This is a genomic window from Nonomuraea rhizosphaerae, assembly GCF_019396405.1.
Lineage (GTDB): Bacteria > Actinomycetota > Actinomycetes > Streptosporangiales > Streptosporangiaceae > Nonomuraea > Nonomuraea rhizosphaerae.
On the sequence record NZ_JAHKRL010000285.1, the window covers coordinates 16784 to 37441 of the forward strand.

General features: G+C 70.5%; 21 protein-coding genes. 7 read left to right on the top strand and 14 right to left on the bottom strand.

Annotation, left to right across the window (positions count from 1 at the left end):
- The 3 genes from qcrB to KME77_RS14605 form a co-directional block, all read right to left on the bottom strand.
- Entirely contained in the window at nt 1-1623 is a 1623-nt protein-coding gene (gene qcrB / locus KME77_RS14595) for a cytochrome bc1 complex cytochrome b subunit (RefSeq protein ID WP_219467132.1), read from the bottom strand.
- Nucleotides 1624-1791: 168 nt separating this feature from the next.
- Entirely contained in the window at nt 1792-2007 is a 216-nt protein-coding gene (locus tag KME77_RS14600) for a DUF397 domain-containing protein (protein ID WP_219467134.1), read from the bottom strand.
- Nucleotides 1992-2825, bottom strand: a complete 834-nt coding sequence (locus KME77_RS14605) for a helix-turn-helix domain-containing protein (protein WP_219467135.1) — start codon at nt 2823-2825, stop codon at nt 1992-1994. The genes KME77_RS14600 and KME77_RS14605 overlap by 16 nt, the downstream gene beginning before the upstream one ends.
- Nucleotides 2826-3047: 222 nt before the next feature.
- Between KME77_RS14605 and KME77_RS30305 the strand changes: the two genes are divergently transcribed.
- The 3 genes from KME77_RS30305 to KME77_RS14620 all read left to right on the top strand — a co-directional run bounded on the left by KME77_RS30305 (nt 3048) and on the right by KME77_RS14620 (nt 5199).
- Nucleotides 3048-4187 carry a sensor histidine kinase gene (locus tag KME77_RS30305; protein ID WP_308250704.1) on the top strand — a complete coding sequence of 380 codons (1140 nt, stop codon included), beginning with the start codon at nt 3048-3050 and terminating at the stop codon, nt 4185-4187.
- Entirely contained in the window at nt 4184-4840 is a 657-nt protein-coding gene (locus tag KME77_RS14615; protein ID WP_219467137.1) for a response regulator, read from the top strand. Before KME77_RS30305 ends, KME77_RS14615 begins: the two co-directional genes overlap by 4 nt.
- A 65-nt stretch (nt 4841-4905) precedes the next feature.
- Nucleotides 4906-5199 (top strand): putative quinol monooxygenase, encoded by a 294-nt coding sequence (locus KME77_RS14620; protein ID WP_219467140.1) that lies wholly within the window; start codon nt 4906-4908, stop codon nt 5197-5199.
- Here the strand turns inward: KME77_RS14620 and KME77_RS14625 are convergent.
- The gene (locus KME77_RS14625; RefSeq protein WP_219467143.1) at nt 5159-5818 is read right to left on the bottom strand and encodes a DUF2306 domain-containing protein; all 660 of its coding nucleotides are present in this window, start codon (nt 5816-5818) and stop codon (nt 5159-5161) included. The genes KME77_RS14620 and KME77_RS14625 overlap by 41 nt on opposite strands.
- Before the next feature lie 163 nt (nt 5819-5981).
- Between KME77_RS14625 and KME77_RS14630 the strand changes: the two genes are divergently transcribed.
- Nucleotides 5982-6968, top strand: coding sequence for an NAD(P)-dependent alcohol dehydrogenase (locus tag KME77_RS14630; protein ID WP_219467145.1), 987 nt, complete (start codon nt 5982-5984; stop codon nt 6966-6968).
- A 5-nt stretch (nt 6969-6973) separates the two neighbouring features.
- On the opposite strand, the gene KME77_RS14635 is transcribed toward KME77_RS14630, so the two are convergent.
- Nucleotides 6974-7912, bottom strand: a complete 939-nt coding sequence (locus tag KME77_RS14635; protein ID WP_219467147.1) for a GbsR/MarR family transcriptional regulator — start codon at nt 7910-7912, stop codon at nt 6974-6976.
- A 217-nt stretch (nt 7913-8129) separates the two neighbouring features.
- Between KME77_RS14635 and KME77_RS14640 the strand changes: the two genes are divergently transcribed.
- From KME77_RS14640 to KME77_RS14650, 3 genes are read left to right on the top strand one after another with little or no spacing between them, the layout of a single operon-like run.
- Nucleotides 8130-8387: a hypothetical protein gene (locus tag KME77_RS14640; protein WP_219467148.1), complete on the top strand. Its 258-nt coding sequence runs from the start codon at nt 8130-8132 to the stop codon at nt 8385-8387.
- 6 nt (nt 8388-8393) lie between these two features.
- Entirely contained in the window at nt 8394-9797 is a 1404-nt protein-coding gene (locus KME77_RS14645) for a serine hydrolase domain-containing protein (protein WP_219467151.1), read from the top strand.
- Between the two features lie 12 nt (nt 9798-9809).
- Nucleotides 9810-10988, top strand: a complete 1179-nt coding sequence (locus KME77_RS14650; protein ID WP_219467153.1) for an acyltransferase family protein — start codon at nt 9810-9812, stop codon at nt 10986-10988.
- An 11-nt stretch (nt 10989-10999) separates the two neighbouring features.
- Here the strand turns inward: KME77_RS14650 and KME77_RS29305 are convergent, their stop codons facing one another.
- The 9 genes from KME77_RS29305 to KME77_RS14695 form a co-directional block, all read right to left on the bottom strand.
- Entirely contained in the window at nt 11000-12070 is a 1071-nt protein-coding gene (locus KME77_RS29305; protein WP_219467155.1) for a Gfo/Idh/MocA family protein, read from the bottom strand.
- Nucleotides 12055-12759 (bottom strand): ThuA domain-containing protein, encoded by a 705-nt coding sequence (locus tag KME77_RS14660; protein WP_219467158.1) that lies wholly within the window; start codon nt 12757-12759, stop codon nt 12055-12057. Before KME77_RS14660 ends, KME77_RS29305 begins: the two co-directional genes overlap by 16 nt.
- 87 nt (nt 12760-12846) lie before the next feature.
- Complete coding sequence (locus KME77_RS14665) at nt 12847-13854, bottom strand: sugar phosphate isomerase/epimerase family protein (protein ID WP_219467175.1); 1008 nt, start codon at nt 13852-13854, stop codon at nt 12847-12849.
- Complete coding sequence (locus KME77_RS14670) at nt 13848-14984, bottom strand: Gfo/Idh/MocA family protein (protein ID WP_219467159.1); 1137 nt, start codon at nt 14982-14984, stop codon at nt 13848-13850. Before KME77_RS14670 ends, KME77_RS14665 begins: the two co-directional genes overlap by 7 nt.
- Before the next feature lie 11 nt (nt 14985-14995).
- Complete coding sequence (locus KME77_RS14675; protein ID WP_219467160.1) at nt 14996-16045, bottom strand: substrate-binding domain-containing protein; 1050 nt, start codon at nt 16043-16045, stop codon at nt 14996-14998.
- A complete protein-coding gene (locus tag KME77_RS14680) occupies nt 16042-17025 on the bottom strand; it encodes an ABC transporter permease (protein WP_219467162.1) in 984 nt (327 codons plus the stop codon). Before KME77_RS14680 ends, KME77_RS14675 begins: the two co-directional genes overlap by 4 nt.
- Entirely contained in the window at nt 17025-18512 is a 1488-nt protein-coding gene (locus KME77_RS14685; protein ID WP_219467164.1) for a sugar ABC transporter ATP-binding protein, read from the bottom strand. Before KME77_RS14685 ends, KME77_RS14680 begins: the two co-directional genes overlap by 1 nt.
- Before the next feature lie 11 nt (nt 18513-18523).
- Nucleotides 18524-19681 (bottom strand): ROK family transcriptional regulator, encoded by a 1158-nt coding sequence (locus KME77_RS14690; RefSeq protein ID WP_219467165.1) that lies wholly within the window; start codon nt 19679-19681, stop codon nt 18524-18526.
- A gap of 211 nt (nt 19682-19892) precedes the next feature.
- Nucleotides 19893-20658: SDR family NAD(P)-dependent oxidoreductase (locus KME77_RS14695; protein WP_219467168.1), on the bottom strand; the 766-nt coding region annotated here is incomplete at its 5' end.

Genomic DNA, 20658 nt, shown 5'->3' on the forward strand with positions numbered 1-20658 from the left:
TCAGCGGGTGAGTGCCCGGTCGTCGTCGCTGTGGTCGTGATCGCCGTTCAGGGGGATCTTCTCGCCCCCGTACGCCTTGGACATGCGGGCGCGTAGCCTGCCCAGCGGGCCGCGCATGCCCTTGGGCGGGATGCCCGAGCCGTCCGGGGCGGCGGGCAGCATGAGCACCCGCTCCTTACCGCGCACGTGGGCCTCGATCTCCTCCGACGGCGGGACGTGGACCTCGACGAACTCGCCGTGCGGGAGCCGCTTGACCACGCCGGACTCGACGCCGTGCGCGATCATGCCCGCGTCGGAGCGCTGCAGGCCCAGGCAGAGCCGGTAGGTGATCAGGTAGGCCAGCGCCGGGGCGACGAAAATCAGGACACGGCCCCCGTAGGTGGTCCAGTTCAGGCTGATGTGGAAATTAGCGGAAATTTCGTCGTTTGCTCCGAGCAGCCACAGCACACCGTAGAAGACGATGGCCGTGACGCCGATCGAGGTGCGGTGCGGGTTGTTGCGGGGGCGGTCCACGACGTGGTGCTCGCGCCTGTCGCCGGTGACCCAGCGTTCCAGGAACGGGTACAGCGCCATGCCCGTCAGGACGAGCCCCAGGGGCACCAGCGCGGGGATGACCACGCTCATCGGCACCGTGCCCGCGTGCGACGCGCCGAACAGGTTGAACTCCCACGCCGGCATGATGCGCAGCGCGCCCTCCAGGAAGCCGAGGTAGAAGTCGGGCTGCGAGCCCGCCGACACGTCGGCCGGCGAGTACGGCCCGTACAGCCAGATCGGGTTGATCTGCGCGAACGTCGCCAGCCCGGCGATCACCGTGAAGGTGAACAGGAAGAACGCACCGGCCTTGGCCATGAAGGCCGGGTAGAACGGCGCGCCCACCACGTTGTCGTTCGTCTGCGCCTTTCCTGGCATCTGGGTGTGTTTCTGCACCCACATGAGCACCAGGTGAGCGGTGACGAGCGCGACGAGGATGCCCGGGATGAGCAGGATGTGGATGGAGTAGAAGCGGGAGATGACGTCCCCGCCGGGATACTCCCCGCCGAAGAGGAAGAACGTGAGATACGTCCCCACGAGCGGCAGCGAGATCAGCACGCCCTCGGTGATCCGCAGCCCGGCCCCGGACAGCAGGTCGTCGGGCAGCGAGTAGCCGGTCAGTCCCTCCAGCAGCGCGAGGGTCAGCATGAGCACGCCGATCAGCCAGTTCAGCTCACGCGGCTTGCGGTAGGCCCCCGTGAAGAACACGCGCAGCGAGTGGACCATCATGCTGGCCACGAACAGCAGCGCCGCCCAGTGGTGCATCTGCCGCATCAGGAGCCCGCCGCGCACGTCGAAGCTGATCTCCAGCGACGACGCGTACGCCTCGGACATCATCACGCCCTTGAGCGGCGCGTACGAGCCGTTGTAGGCGATCTCCTCCATGCCGGGCTTGAACCACAGGGTCAGGAACGTTCCGGTCAGCAGCAGGATGATGAAGGAGTAGAGCGCGATCTCCCCCAGCAGGAACGACCAGTGGTCGGGGAAGATCTTGCGGATGTTCCGCTTGACGAAGTTGGCCGCGCCGAGGCGCTCGTCGAGGAAGTTCGACGGGCCCGAGACGGCTCTCGGGACGGCTTTGAGCTCGGTCATTCGCGCCCCACCGTCTCCACATCGGTCACCGTGGGCATGTCATCTCCTTGTGGTCGGTGCCCCTCGGTATATAGACGGCACAGCGGTCGCGGACGTGACACCGCTCCCCTGAGGCGGCGAAAGGGGCCCGGCGGTCGCGTACCGCCGGGCCCCTTTCGTGCGGGTCGGTCAGAAGTCGAACTCCCCCGACCTGGCGCCGCTGGTGAAGGCCGCCCAGACCGCCGCGCTCACCACGTACGGCTCCAGGTCGGGCCGCTCGGTGTCGCGCAGGCCCACCCGCCCGCCGGCCAGCGGAGCGACCTCCAGGCAGTTGCCGTTGTCCCCCGAGAACGAGGACTTCCGCCAGGCGGCGGTGCTGAGCGCCTCGTTCAGTTCCACGTCCATTCCTGCTCCAGCCTTTCTTCTATTCTCTTGACCGACGAACTCTGCGGTAGCGCCTCGGCCCGGCACATTTGATAGCGGAGATTGAGGATCTCCATCTCCGCCGTTCTCTCCCACACCTTTCCCGAAACGGGACTGTCGGCGAACGCGGCGCTTCCCCCGCCCGGCAGATGCGCGATCACGAATCCGCCGAGCAGGCCGGCCGTGACGCGAGCGCTCAACGGGAGGATCTGGATCGTGATCCGGGGGCCGTGCGCCGCCTCGACCAGGGCCGACAGCTGGGCGCGGGTGATGCTCTCGTCCCCGATCGGCCGGTACAGGATCGACTCGTCGAGGACCGCCCAGAGCGTGGGCGGGTTGTCCCGGCGGAAGATCTCCTTGCGCGCCATCCGGGACCTGACCGCCTCCTCCACCTGGTCGTCGCTGATCCCCGGCTTGCCGGCGAGGATGGCGCGGGCGTAGTCGGGCGTCTGCAGCAGGCCGGGGACGATGGTGGGCTCCCAGGTCCACAGCTCCCTGGCGGTCGTCTCGACGTCGAGCCAGGGGGTGAACCCCTTGAAGATGGCCTCCCGCCTGCCGACCGGCAGGAAGCCCACCAGAAGCCCCGCCTCCAGCCCCAGCTTCTCCTCGCAGCGCTTGGCGAGGACCTCGGTCGGGGTGCGCACGGCCCGTTCGACGGAGCCGACCTGGTTGGCGGAGAAGCCGATCCTGTCGCCGAGCTGGCTCTGGGTCAGGCCGGCGGCCAGGCGGAGCCGGCGCAGCTCGTACCCGAAGCGGGCCTCGGCGCTCGCTTCCGGATCCAGTTCTTTGGCAGGACGCATTGCGGGTCTACTCCTACACAATCACACGGGTCCTGTGGTGATTTCACAAGGTAGTGGCTGGATGGCGTCGTGACACATGAATGGCGAGATCGAGTGTGATAACTCGGCCGACAAAATCAAAGAATCCGCCTATTTCCCTTTTTATAGTGAAGGGGGAATTGTGGGGGGATTCGTGGGGATGACGGGTCGCCGCCCGGCGGGGCGCTCTCGTACGATGATGGCGTGCACGGCCTCCTTCGCTCCGTGTGGAACGAGCCCCGCCCCCCGAACGCGCCGGCGCGTGTGTGGCGTGACTGGGTGCTCGTCGCGGTGCTCGCCCCGCTCGCCGTCCTCGAAGGCCTGCTGCGGACCGACCTCCCGGCGCCGGTCGTGTCGGTGGGCATCACGCTCGCGCTGCTGCCCACGCTGCTGTGGCGCCGGACCCACCCGCTGCTGATGCTGGTGATCATCTTCAGCGTCACGAACGTCGCCCCGCTGGCGGCGGGCGGCGAGCGCCCGGAGACGTACACGATGGCGTTCGCGCTGCTGCTGGTGTACTCGCTGTTCCGCTGGGGGTCCGGGCGGGAGGGCGCGATCGGGCTGGCGATCATGTTCGTCTCGGTCACCATCTCGATGGCCTTCCACCGGCTCGTCCCCGCCGACGCCATCGCCGCGTACGCGGTCATGTTCTCGGCCATCACCCTGGGCGGGACGTTCCGGTACCGGTCCAGGGCGCGGATGCGCGAGCTCGACCAGGTAAAGCTGCTCGAACGCGAGCAACTGGCACGCGACCTGCACGACACCGTCGCCCACCACGTCTCGGCCATGGCGATCCGCGCCCAGGCGGGCCTGGCCACCTCCGCGTCGAGCCCCGACGCGGCGGCCGACGCGCTGCGCGTGATCGAGGCCGAGGCGTCGCGCACGCTCGCCGAGATGCGCGCCATGGTCCACGTGCTGCGCCGCAACCAGCCCGCCGAGCTGGCGCCGAACCCGCACCTCGCCGACCTGCAAGACCTCGCCGACACCGACGGCCCCGGCCCGTCGATCGACGTGGAGGTCCGCGGCCAGGTGGATGATCTTCCCCCGTCGATCGGAGCCGCCATCTACCGCATAGCGCAGGAGTCCGTCACCAACGCGCGCCGCCACGCCCGCCACGCCACCCGCATCGAGGTGCGCGTCGCCGCCGACGACACGTCGGTGCGCCTGCGGGTGAGCGACGACGGCGAGAGCGGCCCGGCCCGCCCGGCCGGGTCCGGCGGGTACGGCCTCATCGGCATGATCGAACGCGCCGACCTGCTCGGCGGCACCTGCGAGGCGGGGCCGGGCCCCGACCGGGGCTGGACCGTCATCGCCGTGCTCCCCCGTACGGGAGCCGCGACGTGAGCATCAAGGTGATCGTCGCCGACGACCAGGAGATCGCCCGCACCGGGCTCAGGATGATCCTCGACGCGCAGGAGGGCATCGAGGTCATCGGCGAGGCCGGCGACGGAGGGCGGGCCGTCGAGCTGGCCCAGCGCCTTCGCCCCGACGTGTGCCTGTTCGACATCCGGATGCCGCGCGTGGACGGCATCCAGGCCACCCGCTCCCTGGCTGGGCCCGGCGTGGCCGACCCCATCGCCGTCGTGGTCATCACCACCTTCGACCTCGACGAGTACGTCTACGCCGCCCTCCAGGCGGGGGCGCGCGGCTTCCTGCTCAAGGACGCGGGCCCGGCCCTGCTGTCGCAGGCGGTGCGGGCGGCGGCCGGCGGCGACGCGCTCATCGCGCCGAGCATCACCGCGCGCCTGCTGTCGGCCTTCGCCGGCGCCGGGCGGAGCGCGCCGCCCGCGCAGCCCGTCGAGGCGCTCACGGGGCGGGAGGAGCAGATTCTCGCCGCCGTGGCGCGCGGGCGCACCAACAGCGAGATCGCCGAGGAGTTCCACATCTCGCTGAGCACCGTGAAGAGCCACATCGCGAGCCTGATGACCAAGCTCGGGGTGCGCAACCGCGTCGAGATCGCCATGTGGGCCTACGAGACGAACCGCGTCAGGACCTAGCGATGAGTTTCCCCTCCCCGGCCGGTCAGCATGTGGACCGGTTCGCAGAGGAAGGGAGCGCAATCATGACGGTGATCGTGGCGGGGAAGGTGTTCGTCGATCCCGGGATCAGGGATCGTTTCGTCGAGGCGCACCGCGGGATCGTCGAGGCGGCGCGCGCCCATCCCGAGTGCGTCGACGTGGCGATCTCACCCGACCTCGTCGACCCAGGCCGGGTGAACATCTTCGAGCACTTCACCTCCGAGGAGGCGCTGGAGGCCTGGCGGGCGGTCTCCCCTCAGCCCACGGCGTCCTTCGAGATGCGGGACGCCGAGGTGCTCAAGCACGTGATAGCCGCCTCGGGTCCGCCTTTCGGCTGAGGCCCGCGCGGATCCGCCATTCGGCCACGGCGAGGTTGATCACCCAGGCGGCGCCCATGAGCAGCGCCCTGACGATCCCGCTGGAGGTCCCGAGGATCGACAGCCCCACCCCCAGAAACACGGCCTGGGTGCCCGCGCCGATGCCGATCGCGTAACCGCGCGTCATCCACGCGCGGTGCCGGGCGACGTCCTGCCGCCGGATCGCGACGAAGGCGCGGGCGATCGAGGCCACCATGGCCGTGCCGAACACCAGCCGGAGCCCCGTGAGCAGGACGTGCTCCCCCTCGGCGAGGGGATAGAACACCGTCATCCACAGCCCGGAGAGGCCGGCGCCGAGCCCGCTCACGACCAGCACCCGCCCGGCGGCGCGATGCCAGCCGGGCTTGCGGCGGCGGAAGCGAGGGGCGAACTGGAAGGCCCCGAGGACGCTGAACACGCTGACGGTGACGATGTGCACCACCACGGGCGCGGGCATCGCGAAGAACCGCGCGTTCGCCGGGGTGACGTCCGCGCCGCCGGTCAGCTCGTTCAGCCGGATGGCCCCGGCGGCCACGGGGACGACGCTCAGCAGGACCAGTCCCGCCGGTACGAGCCAGCCGCGCCTGTTTGTGGAGGTCATGACCCGATAGTGGCGATCCGGCGGCCGGGGTTCATCGGCCCGGCGGCCCGTTCCCGATCAGCCGATCAGCCGGAAAAAGGTCGTACTTTCGGCTGTTGAGCCGCCGTACGGGCCTGGACACACTGAGGCTCCCAGCGCTCGCCACCACCCCCAGGAGAATGCGATGAAGGCCTTCGTGCTGCGTTCCTACGGCTCACTGGACGCCCGCCACCTCACCGAGATCGACATCCCGGCGCCCGGCCCCGACGAGGTGCTGATCCGGACGTACGCCACGTCCGTCCAGCCCTACGACTGGCACTGCGCCAAGGGCGAGCCGTACGTCTCCCGGCTGATGCCCGGCGGCCTCGGCCTGCGCAAGCCGCCCATCGACATCCTCGGCGCCGACGTGGCCGGACGGGTGGAGAAGGTGGGCAGGCACGTGACCGAGTTCCTGCCCGGCGACGAGGTGTACGCGATGTCCAAGCGGGGCGGCTTCGCCGAGTACGTCTGCGTCCGCGAGAGCGAGCTGGCCCCGAAGCCCAGGAACCTGTCGTACGAGCAGGCGGCGGCCGTGCCCATGGCGGCCAACACCGCGCTCATCGCCCTGCGGGACGTGGCACAGGTCCAGGCGGGCCAGAAGGTGCTGGTCAACGGGGCCTCGGGCGGCATGGGCACGTTCGCCGTCCAGCTGGCCAAGGCGTTCGGCGCGCACGTCACCGGCGTGTGCAGCGACCGCAACGTCGACCTGGTGCGCTCCCTCGGCGCCGACGAGGTCGTCGACTACGGCAAGGAGGACTTCACCCGGAACGGTCAGCGCTACGACGTGCTGATCGACAGCGCGGGCAGCCGGCCGTGGTCGGCCTACCGCCGGGTGATGACCCGCCGGGGCATCATCGTGCCCGTCGGCGGCCCCGCGGGGCGATGGTTCTCCCCGGCCGGCCGGATGATGCGGGCCATGGCGATGGCGCCGTTCATCCCGCAGACGCTGCGGCTCGCCGACGTGGTCGCCTGCAAGGACAACAAGCGCAACCTGATGCTGCTGACCGGGCTCATCGAGGGGGGCGAGGTCACGCCGATCATCGGCCGGACCTTCACGTTCAAGGAGATCCCGGAGGCGGTCGCGTACTCGGAGGAGGGGCACGCGACCGGCAAGATCGTCATCGCGATCTGAGCCGGTCAGGGATCGCGGACGTGGAGTGCCTCGCGTTGCGCCGGGCTCAGGCGGTCCGGCCTGGTGGTGACGGTGTACGCGCCGGACCCCGCGCGCCGCAGGACGAGCGGGTCGGCGATGTTCGGGCGCTGTTCGAGCAGGTCCAGGGCGTCGGTGGTCCGCCGCGGGGGCAGGTCCAGCGCGCCGGCCAGGTCGGCGGCCGTGAGCGGGCGGGCGGCGTGGACCAGGGCGGCGAGCACGGTCAGCGCGTCCCGCACCAGGTGGTCGGTGAGGTCGCTGCCGCGCATCTCGTCGCTGAGCCAGGTGAAGAACTGGCCCATCTGGTCCAGCCGCTCCCCGGCGGGCGTGCCGGCGCCGAAGATCTCGACTCCCCTCCGCGCGGCCTCGGCGACCGTGGCGTGTGCGCCGGTGTCCGTCTGCCAGGCCCGCATCCAGGTGCCGTCGTCGATGACGTACCGCTGGCGGCGCCCGCCGGGGTCCGGCTCGCGCCCGACCAGGTCCATCGCCTCCAGGTAGCGGATGGCCTTGGACACCGACGCCGGGCTGACCCGCAGCCGGCGGACGAGGTCGGCCGCCGTCAGGCTGCCGGAGTCGGTGGTGAGCAGGCGGACGAACACCCGGGCGACCATCCGCGGCAGGCCGTTGACCGCCAGCAGGGCCGCGAAGTGCTCGGTGAAGTCGCGCGCCACCTCGCTCGATCCCGGCCGCCCGTCGTCCGGGGGCTGCGCGGCCTGGGCGGGCCTGCCACGGCGGGCCCGCCGCGCGGCGCTCTGCTGGGCGCGGTCGGGCAGGTAGTCGCCGGACGTGCCGTTGCGCGCCACCTCTCGGCTGACCGTGGACGTCGGCCGGCCCAGCCGCCTGGCGATCTCGGCGTACCCGAGCCCTTCGGCGAGCCAGCCGGCGATCCGGCGGCGGTCCTGGTGGGTCAGCCTGCCTCCGGGCATCGGCTCGCCTTCTTCCGTGGAACGGGGTCCGCGGACAAGTGTGCGTTCATTCACAGCATGTTGCAACGGTGAATTGCTTTTATCGGCAAGGCTGTTGCAACGATTCCAGTATATTGTCGCAGCTAAAGGCCGCTAAGTCGAAATTAGTTCGTTGACGGTTGATTGAACGCAACGTAGCCTTTTCTCGCCTGGAAAATCAATTGAAGGTGGGAGCGACATGCATGTGATGGCGATTTCCGCGATCTCCGACGAGAACGGCTTCTGGGGCTCGTTGAAAAAGGCCCACGGCAAACTTCCCAAAGGGGCGAGGTGGGTCCTGGCGGTGTCGAGCACCGGCGGCGGCAAGGCGGTGAACATCATCGTCCACGACTCGGTCGACGGCGTCAGGGACTTCTTCGAGGGGTTCGCCGGGCCGTTCGCCACGACGGAGTTCTGCGAGGCCGACGCCGCCAACGCGGTCGGCCTGCAGAAGTAGGCCGCCGTGGCCGAAGAGCTGGACATGGCCCGGATCAAGGCCAGGACCGCCGAGCTTCTTGCCGAGTATCACGTGCCGAGCGCCGCGATCGCCGTTCTGGCCGACGGTGAGATCACCGAGCTCGCCGTCGGCGTCAAGGACCTGACCACCCGCGAGCCCGCGACGACCGACACCATCTACCAGTGCGGCTCGCTGTCCAAGACCTGGACCGCTCTGGCCTTCATGCGGTTCGTCGACGAGGGGAAGGCCGGCCTGGACGAGCCGGTGCGGACCTACCTGCCCGGCTTCGCGGTCGCCGACCCCGGGGTGAGCGCCAAGGTCACGCCCCGCCACCTGCTCAACCACACCAACGGCATCGAGGAGGACTTCGGCGACCCCGGCGAGGGCGACGACGTGTACGAGCGGATGGTCGCCGCCATCGCCGGCGCCCGGCAGGTCCACCCCCTCGGCCACACCCACGGGTACAGCGCCGCCCTGGGCTACGCCGTCCTGGCCCGCGTCATGGAGGTGATCGACGGCAAGAACTGGGACGAGATCATGAAAAATCGTCTCTTCGATCCGCTGGGGCTGACCAGCACCACCAGCCGCCACGACCTGGTCGACCAGGACCGGGCCGCGACCGGGCACCTGATCCGCTCCCTCGGCGAGGGTCCCATCGTCTCCCCGCTCGGCCACCTGCCGCGCTCCTACGGCCCGGGAGGCAACATCACCTCCACGGCCCGGGAGGTGGTCCTGATGGCGCACCTCCTCCTCGACCAGGGAAGGACCGCGAACGGCACGCGCGTCCTCTCGGCCGAGGCCGTCCGCGAGATGACGGGGTCCCGCGTCCCCGTGCCCGACCCGTACATGTTCGGACCCGAATGGGCGCTGGGGCTCATCGTGTGCGACTGGAACGGCCGGACCGTCTACGCGCACGACGGCAGCACCGTCGGCCAGCACGCCCGCCTGCGGGTCCTGCCGGACTCGAACCTCGCCGTCGCGATGCTGGCCAACGGCGGCCCGAGGGACGGCTTCTACCGGAAGGTGTTCAACGAGATCCTGGCCGGCCTGGGCGCGGCCACGATCCCGGACCTGCCCGAGCCTGACCTGACGCTGAAGCTCGACCTGCCCGCCTACGAGGGCGTCTACGAACGGCTCGGCACCCGCTACGAGGTGACGGCGGAGGACGGCGGGCTCCGCCTCACGCTGGCGCTCAACCCGTTCGAGGCGCAGTACCTCGGCAAGCCCGACCGCATCACGTACGAGCTGCTCCCGATCAGCGACACGCACTTCCTGATGCCCTCCGACGACCCCCTGGAGGACACCCAGACCGTCGCCATCTACGACTTCGCGGACGGGGCCGCGCGGTATCTCCACACCAACTGCCGGGTAAATCCACGGGTCGAGGGTATGGCGGCCTATCTCCGGTAAGTTCCCTTGGTGATGACCACGACCACCCTCACAGCGACGTCGGCCACGCGCGGGACCGCACGCCTGGCCTGGCTGGACGCCCTGAGAGGCGTCGCGGTGGTCGCCGTGCTCGCCGAGCACCTCCTCCAGGCGGTCCTGCCCGCGTTGCGCCCGTACTGGTTCAACATGGGCATCTACGGCGTCCTGGTGTTCTTCCTGGTCAGCGGGTACATCATCCCGGCGTCCCTGGAGCGCCGGGGAGAGCTGCCGGACTTCTGGATCTCCCGGATCTTCCGCCTGTACCCGCTCTACCTCGCCATCATCGGCCTGGTCCTGGCGACGTCGTGGTGGATCCCGGTGCGCGAGGCCGTGCCGGCCGACCCGTCCGCGGTCGCCGCGCACGCCACGATGCTGATCGACGTGGTGGGCGTGGCCGCCGTGGTGGACACCATGTGGACGCTGTCGTACGAGATGGTGTTCTACCTGGTGGCGGCGGCGCTGTTCACGGTGCGGGCGCACCGCCGCAGCAACGAGATGGCCGTGGCGTTCGCCGTGGCCGCCGTCCTGGCCGGGCTGTTCCTGTCGGGCGCTCCGCTGGGCGGCGGCGCGCTCGCCTGGGTGTCGTGCGTCGTGCTCGCCGTGGGCCTGGCGTGCGTGGTGCTGAACCGGCTGGCCGTCCCGGCCTCCCGCGTGCTGGGCGTCGGCGCGCTGCTGCTGCTGGTACTGGGCAGCCGCGCGCCCTGGCTGGGGCTGGCCCTGCTGGCGGTGATGTTCACCGGCACCGCGCTGCAGCGCTGGGAGTCGGGGACGGGCGCCCTGTGGCCTGTCGGCGTCACCGCCACGCTGGTGGCGCTGGCGCCAGCGTGGGCCGTCCAGGCGGGCTGGTGGTGGGTCCAGCCCGGCGTGTGGATCACCACGCTGGCGCTGGCGGCGGCCACGTTCGCCGCCGGGATGGCGCTCAGGCGGCGGCGGGTCCCGCGGGCACTGGCCTGGCTCGGGCTGGTCAGCTACTCGATCTACCTGGTGCACGTGCCCCTGCTGAACGTCGTCAACACCTACGCCTGGGACCTGCGCTTCGCCTCCCCGCTCGTGCAGGTGCCGGCCGCGATCGCGCTCACCGCGGCGGTCCTGCTGGCCGCCTGGCTGGCCTACCGCTGGATCGAGCTGCCCGCCCAGCGCCTCGGCCACCTCGTACGCACGCGCCGCCGATAGCCTCGCCCGGCTCACCGCAGCGGCACGGGCGCGGGGCGTTCGCAGGTGGAGGCGACGGTGACCGCCGAGCCGGAGCGCGCCGACGCCAGCAGCGACTCCATGACGTCGAGCACGTGGAAGCCCATCGTCCCACTCGCTCTGGGCTCCCCGGCCGTCGCGAGGTCGAGCAGGCCGACCCCCCGCCCGGCCGCCGCGTACCCGGCCGACGCCGGCAGCGCGCGCCACTCCCGGTCGCCCACGCCCGCCAGCAGGACCTCGCCGTCGAAGTGGTTGGGGTCCGGGACGAGGAGGGAGCCCGCCTCGCCGTGCACCTCGATGCGCGGCGCGCTGGTCGCCGCCGCGTCGAAGCTCATCACCAGCGTGGACAGCGCCCCCGAGTCGTGCGTGAGCACGCCGGTGACGTGGGTGTCGACCAGGACGGGGACCTCCTCACCCTCGCGCGGGCCCGAGCCGATGATCCTTTTGTCGCGGGTCCGGTTGGCGGCGCCGATGACGGAGGCCACCGGGCCGAGCAGCGTCACCAGGCTGCTGACGTAATACGGGCCCATGTCCAGGAGCGGGCCGCCGCCGGGGGCGTAGTAGAAGTCGGGGTTGGGGTGCCAGCGCTCGTGACCGGGGGTCATCATCGTCGCGGTCGCCGCCACCGGCCTGCCGATCAGGCCGTCGTCGATCGCCTTGCGCGCGGTCTGCGTACCCGTGCCTAACACGGTGTCCGGCGCGCACCCCACGCGCACGCCCGCGCCGGCCGCCGCCCGCATGACGCGCGCGGCGTCGGCCAGGGTCGCGGCGAGCGGCTTCTCGCAGTAGACGTCCTTGCCGGCCGCGACGGCCCGCAGCGCGACCTCGGCGTGCGCGGCGGGGACCGTCAGGTTGAGCACGACGTCGATCCGCGGGTCGGCCATCAGCTCGGCCACGCTCAGCACGTCCACGCCCGCGTACGGCCGCACCGCCTGCCTGGCCCGGTCGGGGTCCAGGTCGGCCACGGCGACCAGGGCCAGCTCCGGCAGCCGTTCGATGGTGCTGCCGTACTGGGTGAAGATCACGCCGCAGCCGACGACGCCGACGTTCACCGGGCGGCCCACAGCATCCCCCTCTCGATGACGGTGCGCACGCTGTCGTCCCGCAGGACGTCGAGGCTGTGCCCGGGGGTCGCGACGAAGATCCGCCCGCTGCCCCACTTCCGGGTCCAGATCGCCGGTGAGGTGACCTCCCGGTGCCAGGGGTCCCACGGCCGGACCTTCTGCGTGGTGGTGGCCAGCACGTCGGCGTAGTCGTCGGTCAGCACCCAGTACTGCTCGGTGACCAGGTCGAAGTCGGAGATGCCCGCCGTGATGGGGTGCCCGGCCGCCTCGGGCAGCATGTTGACGGTGTACGGGACGTAGTTGTCGGCCTGCGTGCCCTCCCGCTCGGCCGGGTCCTTGCCCGGGTGGCAGGCGAACTGGCCGCCGATGAGGTGCAGGTAGTCGGAGGAGTTGCGGTAGGAGTCGGCGATGCCGCCGTGCCATCCCGCCATGCCGGTGCCGGCCCGGATCGCGGCCTCCAGGCCGTCCAGCTCGGCCCGCTCGATCGTGCCCATGGTGTAGCACTGGACGATCAGGTCCACGGCGGACATGAGATCGGGGTCGGCGTAGGGGGCGGGGGAGTCGGCCCGGTGCACCTCGAAGCCGTGTTCTTCGAGGAACGGGATGAAGAGTTCGGTGGCCTCGACGGGGGCGTGGCCCTCCCAGCCGCCCCGCACCACGAGGGCTCTGCGGGCTCGGTCGACTGTCATGCGCGTGTGCCTATCGTTCGGTGGTAGCGATAACACGCCTGGACGCGCGAAGCGCGCCCCACCCAGTCCGTGGGGCGCGCTCCGGTCTCAGGTGGTGGAGAAGGCCGCGTCGAAGGAGGTGGTCGGCGGGGTGATGGAGTTGAGCTTGCGGATGTAGCCCAGCGCCTCCTTGGCCCCGTCCAGCCGGTCCATGCCGGCGTCCTCCCACTCGATCGAGATGGGCCCCGTGTATCCGATCGAGTTGAGCGCCCGGAAGCAGTCCTCCCAGGGCACGTCCCCTCGGCCGGTGGAGACGAAGTCCCAGCCGCGCCGCATGTCCGCCCAGGGCAGGTGGGACGACAGGCGTCCGCGGCGCCCGTCGCCGACCCGGACCCGGGTGTCCTTGCAGTCCACGTGGTAGATCCGGTCGGCGAAGTCCAGGATGAACGCCACCGGGTCCAGGTCCTGCCACACCATGTGGGACGGGTCCCAGTTGAGGCCGAAGGCGGGCCGGTGCCCGATCGCCTCCAGGGTCCGCTGGGTGGTCACGTAGTCGTAGGCGATCTCACTCGGGTGGATCTCGTGCGCGAACCGTACGCCGACCTCGTCGAAGACGTCGAGGATGGGGTTCCACCGGTCGGCGAAGTCCTGGTAGCCGGCCTCCACCATCGACGCCGGGACCGGCGGGAACATGGCGACCGTGTGCCAGATGGACGACCCGGTGAAGCCCACCACCGTGTCGACGCCGAGCAGCGCGGCGGCCCGCGCGGTGTTCTTCAGGTCCTCCGCCGCCGCCTGGCGCACCGACTCGGGGTCGCCGTTGCCCCAGACACGGGCGGGGAGGATGGCCTTGTGCCGTTCGTCGATCGGGTGGTCGCAGACGGCCTGGCCCACGAGGTGGTTGGAGATCGTCCACACCTTCAGGCCGTGCTTGTCGAGCTGGGCCCGTTTCGCGGGCACGTACGACGGGTCCTCGACGGCCTGGGCGACGTCGAAGTGGTCGCCCGAGCAGGCGATCTCCAGGCCGTCGTAGCCCCAGTCGGCGGCGAGGCGGCACACCTCCTCGAAGGGCAGGTCGGCCCACTGGCCGGTGAACAGGGTGACCGGTCTCATGATGTGACGTCCTCCACTGCTGTGAAGCGGCTGGAGTCAGCCGCGCTGCGCTCGACCGCCGCGAGCACCCGCTGCACCCGCAGACCGTCGGCGAACGACGGCGACGGATCGCTGCCCTCGGCGATCGCCTCCAGGAAGTCCTTGATCTCGTGCGTGAACGTGTGCTCGTAGCCGAGCCCGTGGCCGGGCGGCCACCACGCCCCCACGTACGGGTCGTCGGGATCGGTGACGAGGATGCGCTTGAAGCCGCGGTCACCCTCGCTGACCCACAGCTCGTTCATGGCCTCGAAGTCGAAGGCGAGGCTCCCGCCGGAGCCGTTGACCTCGATGCGCAGTGCGTTCTTGCGGCCGGTGGCGAAGCGGGTGGCCTCGAAGGAGGCCACCGCCCCGCCGTCGAGCCGGGCGATGAACAGGGCGGCGTCGTCCACGGTGACCGGCCCCATGGAGGCCGAGCCCGCGGCGACGGGACGTTCCTTGACGAACGTCTCCGTCAGCGCGGACACGCCGACCACGTCGAGGCCGGTGATGAACTCGGTGGTGTCGATGATGTGCGCCCCGATGTCGCCGAGCGCACCCGATCCCGCCTTCTCCTTCTGCAGCCGCCAGACCAGCGGGGCCGAGGCGTCGGCGATCCAGTCCTGCAGGTACTGGGCTCGCACGTGCCGGATCTCGCCGAGCCGCCCCTCCGCCACCAGCCGATGGGCCAGCGCGACGGCCGGCACCCGGCGGTAGTTGAAGGCCACCATGTTCCTGCCGGTGGACGCGGCGGCGGCCCGCACCATGGCCTCGGCCTCGGCGACGGAGTTGGCCAGGGGTTTCTCGCAGATGACGTGCTTGCCCGCCTCCAGCGCCGCGATGGCGATCTCGGCGTGCGAGTCGCCCGGCGTGCAGATGTCGATGATCTGCACGTCGTCGCGCCTGACCACTTCCCTCCAGTCGGTCTCGACGTCGGCCCAGCCGAGCTTGGCGGCCGCGGCGGCGGTACTGTCCTTCGACCTGCCCGCCAGCACCGCCATGCGCGGCGCCAGCGGCAGGTCGAAGAATGCTCCCACGGTCCGCCAAGCCTGGGAGTGGACGCGGCCCATGAACGCGTAACCGATCATGCCCACGCCGACGGTGGTTTGGTCTGACATGCGACCCCCGATCAGGATTCGAAGCCGAGCGGCAAGTATTTCTCGACGTTCTCCTTGGTAATGGTCTCCGATGCCAGTGTGATCGACTGCGGAACCTGGTTCTCCACCAGGTCGCTCATGCCCTTGCCCTGGGCGATCAACCGGGCCAGCTTGATGGCCGAGGAGGCCATCGTGGGGCTGTAGGTGACGGTCGCCTTCAGCACGGACGTGCCGGACTGGATCTCCTTCATGGCGTTCAGCGACCCCGCGCCGCCGACCATGAGGAACTCGCTGCGCCCGGCCTCCTTGATCGCGGCCAGTACGCCGACGCCCTGGTCGTCGTCGTGGTTCCACAGCGCGTCGATCTTCTTGTGCGCCTGGAGGAGGCTGGCGGCCACCGAGTTGCCGGTCTCGACGGTGAACTTGGCGTCCTGCTTGGCGGTGACGCTGAACCCGTACGACTTGAGCGCGTCGGCGAAGCCCTTGCTGCGGTCCTGGGTGAGTGGCAGCGTGGCGATGCCCTGGATCTCGACGATCACCGGGTTGGCGACGCCCTTGTCCTTGAGCTGCTTGCCGATGTAGTGGCCGGCGGCGACGCCCATGCCGTAGTTGTCGCCGCCGATCCAGGTCCGGTAGGCCAGCTTGTCGGGGAAGATCCGGTCCAGGTTGATGACCGGGATCCCGGCGGCGGTGGCCTCCAGGGCGACCTGGTTGAGCTGCTGCCCGTCGTTCGGCAGGATGACCAGCGCGTTCACCTTGGCCGAGATCAGCGACTCGACCGCGGAGATCTGCTGGTTGATGTCGTTGGTCGGCTCGACGGGCTTGAACTCGACGTCCGAGAACTGCTTGGCGGCGGCCTCGGCGTTCTTGGCGATGGCCGCGATCCAGCCGTGGTCGGCGGCGGGGGCGGAGAAGCCGATCACCACCTTGGTGCCCGGCTGGTCGTTGCCGCTGGGAGCCGGGGCCGGGTTGGACGCCGCGGCGCTGGAGGGCGCGGCGGCGGGCTCGTTGCTGGTGCAGCCTGCCGCTAACAGCGCGGCGCCGCCGATGAGGAAACCCCTGCGCGCGACGTTGTTGCTCATGGTGCTCTCTCCTTCAGGTTCCGTCGCTGGAGAAGGACGGCGACGACGATGATCAGGCCCTTGGCGATCAGCTGGTCGCTGGTGTTGAGCCCGTTGAGGATGAACAGGTTGGTGATGAGGGTGAAGATCAGCAGGCCCAGGATCGAGCCGATGATCGTGCCTCGGCCGCCCGTGAGCAGGGTGCCGCCGATGATGACGGCGGCGATGGCGTCCAGCTCGTACAGGTCGCCGTGGGTGGACGACCCGGTGGTGGTGCGGGCCATGATGAGGATGGCGGCGATGCCGCAGCAGAAGCCGGACAGCGCGTACAGCAGCATCGTGTGCCTGCGGATGTTGATGCCGGCCAGCCGCGCCGCCTCGGGGTTGCCGCCGACCGCGTACGTGCGGCGCCCGAACGTCGTGCGGTTGAGCACGACCCAGCCGAGCACCACGACCAGCGCGAAGATGTAGACGAGCAGCGGGATGCCGAGCAGCCGGGTCGTGGACAGGTCCACGATCGCGCTGTTGTCGGTCTGGATGAGCTGCGTCTTGCGGTCGGACATGCGCTGTGCCAGGCCGCGCGCGGCGACCAGCATCGCCAGGGTGGCGATGAACGGCACCAGCCGCCCGTACGCGATGAGCAGCCCGTTCACCAGCCCCGCGCCGGTGCCGACGAGGACGGCGCAGATCATCATCACCCACGGCCCGTACGACTGGGTGGCCAGCGTGGTCGCCCAGACGGAGGCCAGGGCCATGACGGCCCCGACGGATAAGTCGATGCCGCCGCCGATGATGACGAACGTCGCGCCGACCGTGATGACCCCGATGGTGGCGGCCAGCGTCAGGATGCTGACGATGTTCGAGGTGGTGGCGAAGTTGTCGAACTTGGTGACCAGGCCGACGACGGCGAGCAGCACGAGCGCGACCACCAGGCCCAGGTGTCGCGCCTCGCCGAGGCCGGCCAGGCGGTTGCGCGGACTGATCGCCGCGGGTTTGCTCATCAGGCGGCTCTCCCATTCATGATCATGTCGAGCACGTCGTGCTCGTCGAGTTCACGGGCGTCGCCCTGGTGGATGACCGTCCCCTCGCGCAGCACGAGCACGCGGTCGGACAGGCCCAGCACCTCGGGCACCTCGCTGGAGACCAGCAGGACGCCGATGCCCTGCTCGGCCAGCCCGCGGATGACCGCGTACAGCTCGGCCCTGGCGCCGACGTCCACGCCCCGGGTCGGCTCGTCGAGCAGCAGCAGTTTGCGCCCGCCGAGCAGCCAGCGGGCCAGGACGGCCTTCTGCTGGTTGCCGCCGGACAGCGTCTTGATCGGGCGTTCGGGGTCGGGCGGGCGGATGTCGAGCATCTCGACCAGGCGCCGCGCCTCGGCGCGCTCGCGGGCCCGGTCGATCCAGCCGAACGTGGCGAAGCCGGGCAGGCTGCCCAGCGTGATGTTGGCGGTGACGCTCTGGTCGAGCAGCAGGGCCTGCGCCTTGCGCTCCTCGGGAGCCAGGCCCATGCCCTTGCGCACGGTCTTCACGACGTCGCCCCTGCGCAGGGTCTCGCCGTCGAGCACGACCCGGCCGGTGGCGCGCCGGGCGCCGTAGACCGCCTCCATGATCTCCGAGCGGCCGGAGCCGACCAGCCCGGCCAGTCCGACGATCTCGCCCGCGCGCACCTCGAACGACACGTCGGCGAACGCGCCCGGCGAGGTCAGGTGCTCCACCCGCAGCACCTCGTCGCCGGGCGACCCGGTGGCGCGGGGCGGGAAGACGTACTCGACGGTACGGCCGGTCATCAGCGAGACGATCTCGGACGTCGGCGTGTCCCGGGCGGGCAGCCCGACGGCGACGGTGCGGCCGTCCTTGAGCACGGTGACCCGGTCGCCGATCTCGCGGATCTCCTCCAGGCGGTGGGAGATGTAGACGACGGCGACGCCCTGGGCGGTCAGCTCGCGGATGATCCGGAACAGGTTGGCCACCTCGTCGTGCGCCAGCGCGGCCGACGGCTCGTCCATGATGATCAGCCGGGCGTCGTGGGAGAGCGCGCGGGCCATCGAGACGACCTGCTTGGCGGCCGGTGACAGCCGTCCGACCTCGGCCTTCGGCCGGATCTCCGGGTGGCCGAGCCTGGTCAGCACCTCGGCGGCGGCCCGGTTGGCCGCGCCCCTGTTCATCCAGCCGGCGCGGGCGTGCTCGTGGCCGAGGAAGATGTTCTCGGCCACGCTGAGCCCCTCGACCAGGTCGAGCTCCTGGTAGATGGTGGCGAAGCCGAGCCTGATCGCGTCGATCGGGCTGCTCGCCCTGATCTGCGCGCCGTTGAACTCGATCGTGCCCTCGTCGGGCTGGTGCACCCCGGCCAGGACCTTGATCAGCGTCGACTTGCCGGCGCCGTTCTGGCCCAGCAGGCAGTGAACCTCGCCCGCCTCGACGTCGAGATCGACGCCGTCGAGGGCGCGCACTCCGGGGAACTGTTTGACGATCCCCCTCATGACCAGCATCGCGGGTCCCTTCAGGCGTTCACGATCCGATTGATGTTGTCCGGGGACAGGTAGTGCTCGATCGCGAGGATCCCGGCGCCGAGGGCGGCGGCGTTGATCCCCGTACGGCTCGGCACGATCGAGAGGTGGTGCGTGGCCAGCGGCAGCGACCTGCGGTAGACCGTCTCCTTGATCCCGGCGAGCAGGTGCTCGTGGACCCTGGACAGGGCGCCGCCGATGACGATCACCTCGGGGTTGAAGAAGTTGACGAGGCTGGCCAGCACCTCGCCGATGAGCCGGCCCGCCTCCCTGACCAGGCGTAACGCCTGCGTGTTGCCTCCCTGTACGAGCGCCACGACGTCGGCCCCCGACTCGGCGGGGATGCCCAGCTCGGTCAGCCGCCTGGCGACGGCCGCGCCGCCGGCCACGGCTTCCAGGCAGGCGCTGTTGCCGCAGCGGCAGCCGGCGTCCTCGTGCCCGGAGACCCTGATGTGGCCGATGTCCCCGGCCGAGCCCTGTGCGCCGCGGTGCAGCGTGCCCTCGGCGACGATGCCGCAGCCGATGCCGGTGCCGATCTTGACGAACAGCAGGTGGCGGGTGCCGGGGTAGGCGTTGCGGTGCTCGCCCAGGGCCATCACGTTCACGTCGTTGTCGACGAACACGGCGCAGCCCTCGAAGTGCTCCGGGATCGGGTAGTCGTTCCAGCCCGGCATGATCGGCGGGTTGTTCGGCCGGCCGGTCGCGAACTCGACCGGCCCCGGCACCCCCATCCCCACGGCCCGCAGCGCCGCGCGGGGGCGGCCGGCCCGCTCCAGGAGCTCGTCCAGCCGCCGGTCCACGTGGGCCAGGACGGTCTCGGGGCCTTCGGCGATGAGCAGCGGGTCCTCGCACTCGGCCAGCACGTCGCTCGACATGTCCATCAGCGCGATCCTGCAGTGGGTGGCGCCGAGGTCGATGCCGGCGAAGGCGTGGTCCTCGGTGTGCAGCCGCAGCTGCCTGGGCGGACGCCCGCCGGTGGACTCGCCGCTCTCGGTCTCCTCCACCAGGCCGCTCTCGATCAGCGCGTCGACGCGCTGGCTGATCGTGGAGCGGGCGAGGCCGGTGATTTTCGCCAGGTCGGACCGGGTGGTCGCGGAGCCGGCGCTGATGAGCGTCAGAACATCACCGGGCGAGCCCGGAGCGGAGGTCATGCCGAGACAATAAGATTCACCGATCCGGCAAATCAAGAGTGAAAATCGACCAAACTCACCGAACTTTCGCCGAACATCGAACAAAGGCCACCACGGGCGGTACGGGATGTTCGTCAAGAAGCTCGGCAAACGCCTCTCTTGGAACGTTCCACAACAGAAGGGCTACCCTTGCCGCCGCCTCGGAAGCGCGGCGGCAAGGGTTCCGCAGAGGTCAGAGCATCGCCTTCATCGAGTCGGCGGCCGACAGGACGTACGGCTGCTCGGCCATCACCTCGGACAGGTTGTCGGCGATCGCCTCCGGCGTGACGTCGTCGCTCTTCCAGCCCGGCCCCTCCGCCACGAACACCCGCGCCACCCGGCCGCCGCCGACGGTGAAGACCTCGCCGCTGGGCTCGCACGACTCGTGGACCAGATAGGCCACCAGCGCGCTGACCCGCTCGGGGGTGAACTTGGCCTCGAACTCGGCCGGCAGCAGCGACTCGGTCATCCGCGTCCAGGCGACCGGCGCGATGGCGTTGGCCTTGATGCCGTTGCGCGCGCCCTCGATGCCGAGCGTCTTGGTCAGGCCGACCAGGCCCATCTTGGCCGTGGAGTAGTTGGCCTGGCCGAAGTTGCCGAACAGGCCCGCCGGGCTGGAGGTGTTGACGATCCGGCCGTACCCGCCCTCCTTCATGTGCGGGTAGGCGGCCTGGGCGACCAGGTACGAGCCGCGCACGTGCACCGCCAGCACCCCGTCGAACTCCTCGACCGACATCTTGCCGAACGACCGGTCGCGCAGGATGCCGGCGTTGTTGACGAGGATGTCGACCTTCCCGTACGCGTCCACCGCGGCCTGCACGATCGCCCGCGCGCCCTCGGGGGTGGCGACGTTGTCGGCGTTGGCGATGGCCTGGCCGCCGTTCTTGGTGATGAGCTCGACCACCTCGGCGGCCGGGCCGGCGGAGGCGCCGGTGCCGTCGGGCGGGCCGCCCCGGGCG

Bases quoted from the DNA above. Each gene is read 5' to 3' on its own strand.
- qcrB (WP_219467132.1), bottom strand. From the start codon at position 1,623: ATGACCGAGCTCAAAGCCGTCCCGAGAGCCGTCTCGGGCCCGTCGAAC.
- KME77_RS14600 (WP_219467134.1), bottom strand. From the start codon at position 2,007: ATGGACGTGGAACTGAACGAGGCGCTCAGCACCGCCGCCTGGCGGAAG.
- KME77_RS14605 (WP_219467135.1), bottom strand. From the start codon at position 2,825: ATGCGTCCTGCCAAAGAACTGGATCCGGAAGCGAGCGCCGAGGCCCGC.
- KME77_RS14620 (WP_219467140.1), top strand. From the start codon at position 4,906: ATGACGGTGATCGTGGCGGGGAAGGTGTTCGTCGATCCCGGGATCAGG.
- KME77_RS14625 (WP_219467143.1), bottom strand. From the start codon at position 5,818: ATGACCTCCACAAACAGGCGCGGCTGGCTCGTACCGGCGGGACTGGTC.
- KME77_RS14630 (WP_219467145.1), top strand. From the start codon at position 5,982: ATGAAGGCCTTCGTGCTGCGTTCCTACGGCTCACTGGACGCCCGCCAC.
- KME77_RS14635 (WP_219467147.1), bottom strand. From the start codon at position 7,912: ATGCCCGGAGGCAGGCTGACCCACCAGGACCGCCGCCGGATCGCCGGC.
- KME77_RS14640 (WP_219467148.1), top strand. From the start codon at position 8,130: ATGCATGTGATGGCGATTTCCGCGATCTCCGACGAGAACGGCTTCTGG.
- KME77_RS14650 (WP_219467153.1), top strand. From the start codon at position 9,810: ATGACCACGACCACCCTCACAGCGACGTCGGCCACGCGCGGGACCGCA.
- KME77_RS14660 (WP_219467158.1), bottom strand. From the start codon at position 12,759: ATGACAGTCGACCGAGCCCGCAGAGCCCTCGTGGTGCGGGGCGGCTGG.
- KME77_RS14670 (WP_219467159.1), bottom strand. From the start codon at position 14,984: ATGTCAGACCAAACCACCGTCGGCGTGGGCATGATCGGTTACGCGTTC.
- KME77_RS14675 (WP_219467160.1), bottom strand. From the start codon at position 16,045: ATGAGCAACAACGTCGCGCGCAGGGGTTTCCTCATCGGCGGCGCCGCG.
- KME77_RS14680 (WP_219467162.1), bottom strand. From the start codon at position 17,025: ATGAGCAAACCCGCGGCGATCAGTCCGCGCAACCGCCTGGCCGGCCTC.
- KME77_RS14685 (WP_219467164.1), bottom strand. From the start codon at position 18,512: ATGCTGGTCATGAGGGGGATCGTCAAACAGTTCCCCGGAGTGCGCGCC.
- KME77_RS14690 (WP_219467165.1), bottom strand. From the start codon at position 19,681: ATGACCTCCGCTCCGGGCTCGCCCGGTGATGTTCTGACGCTCATCAGC.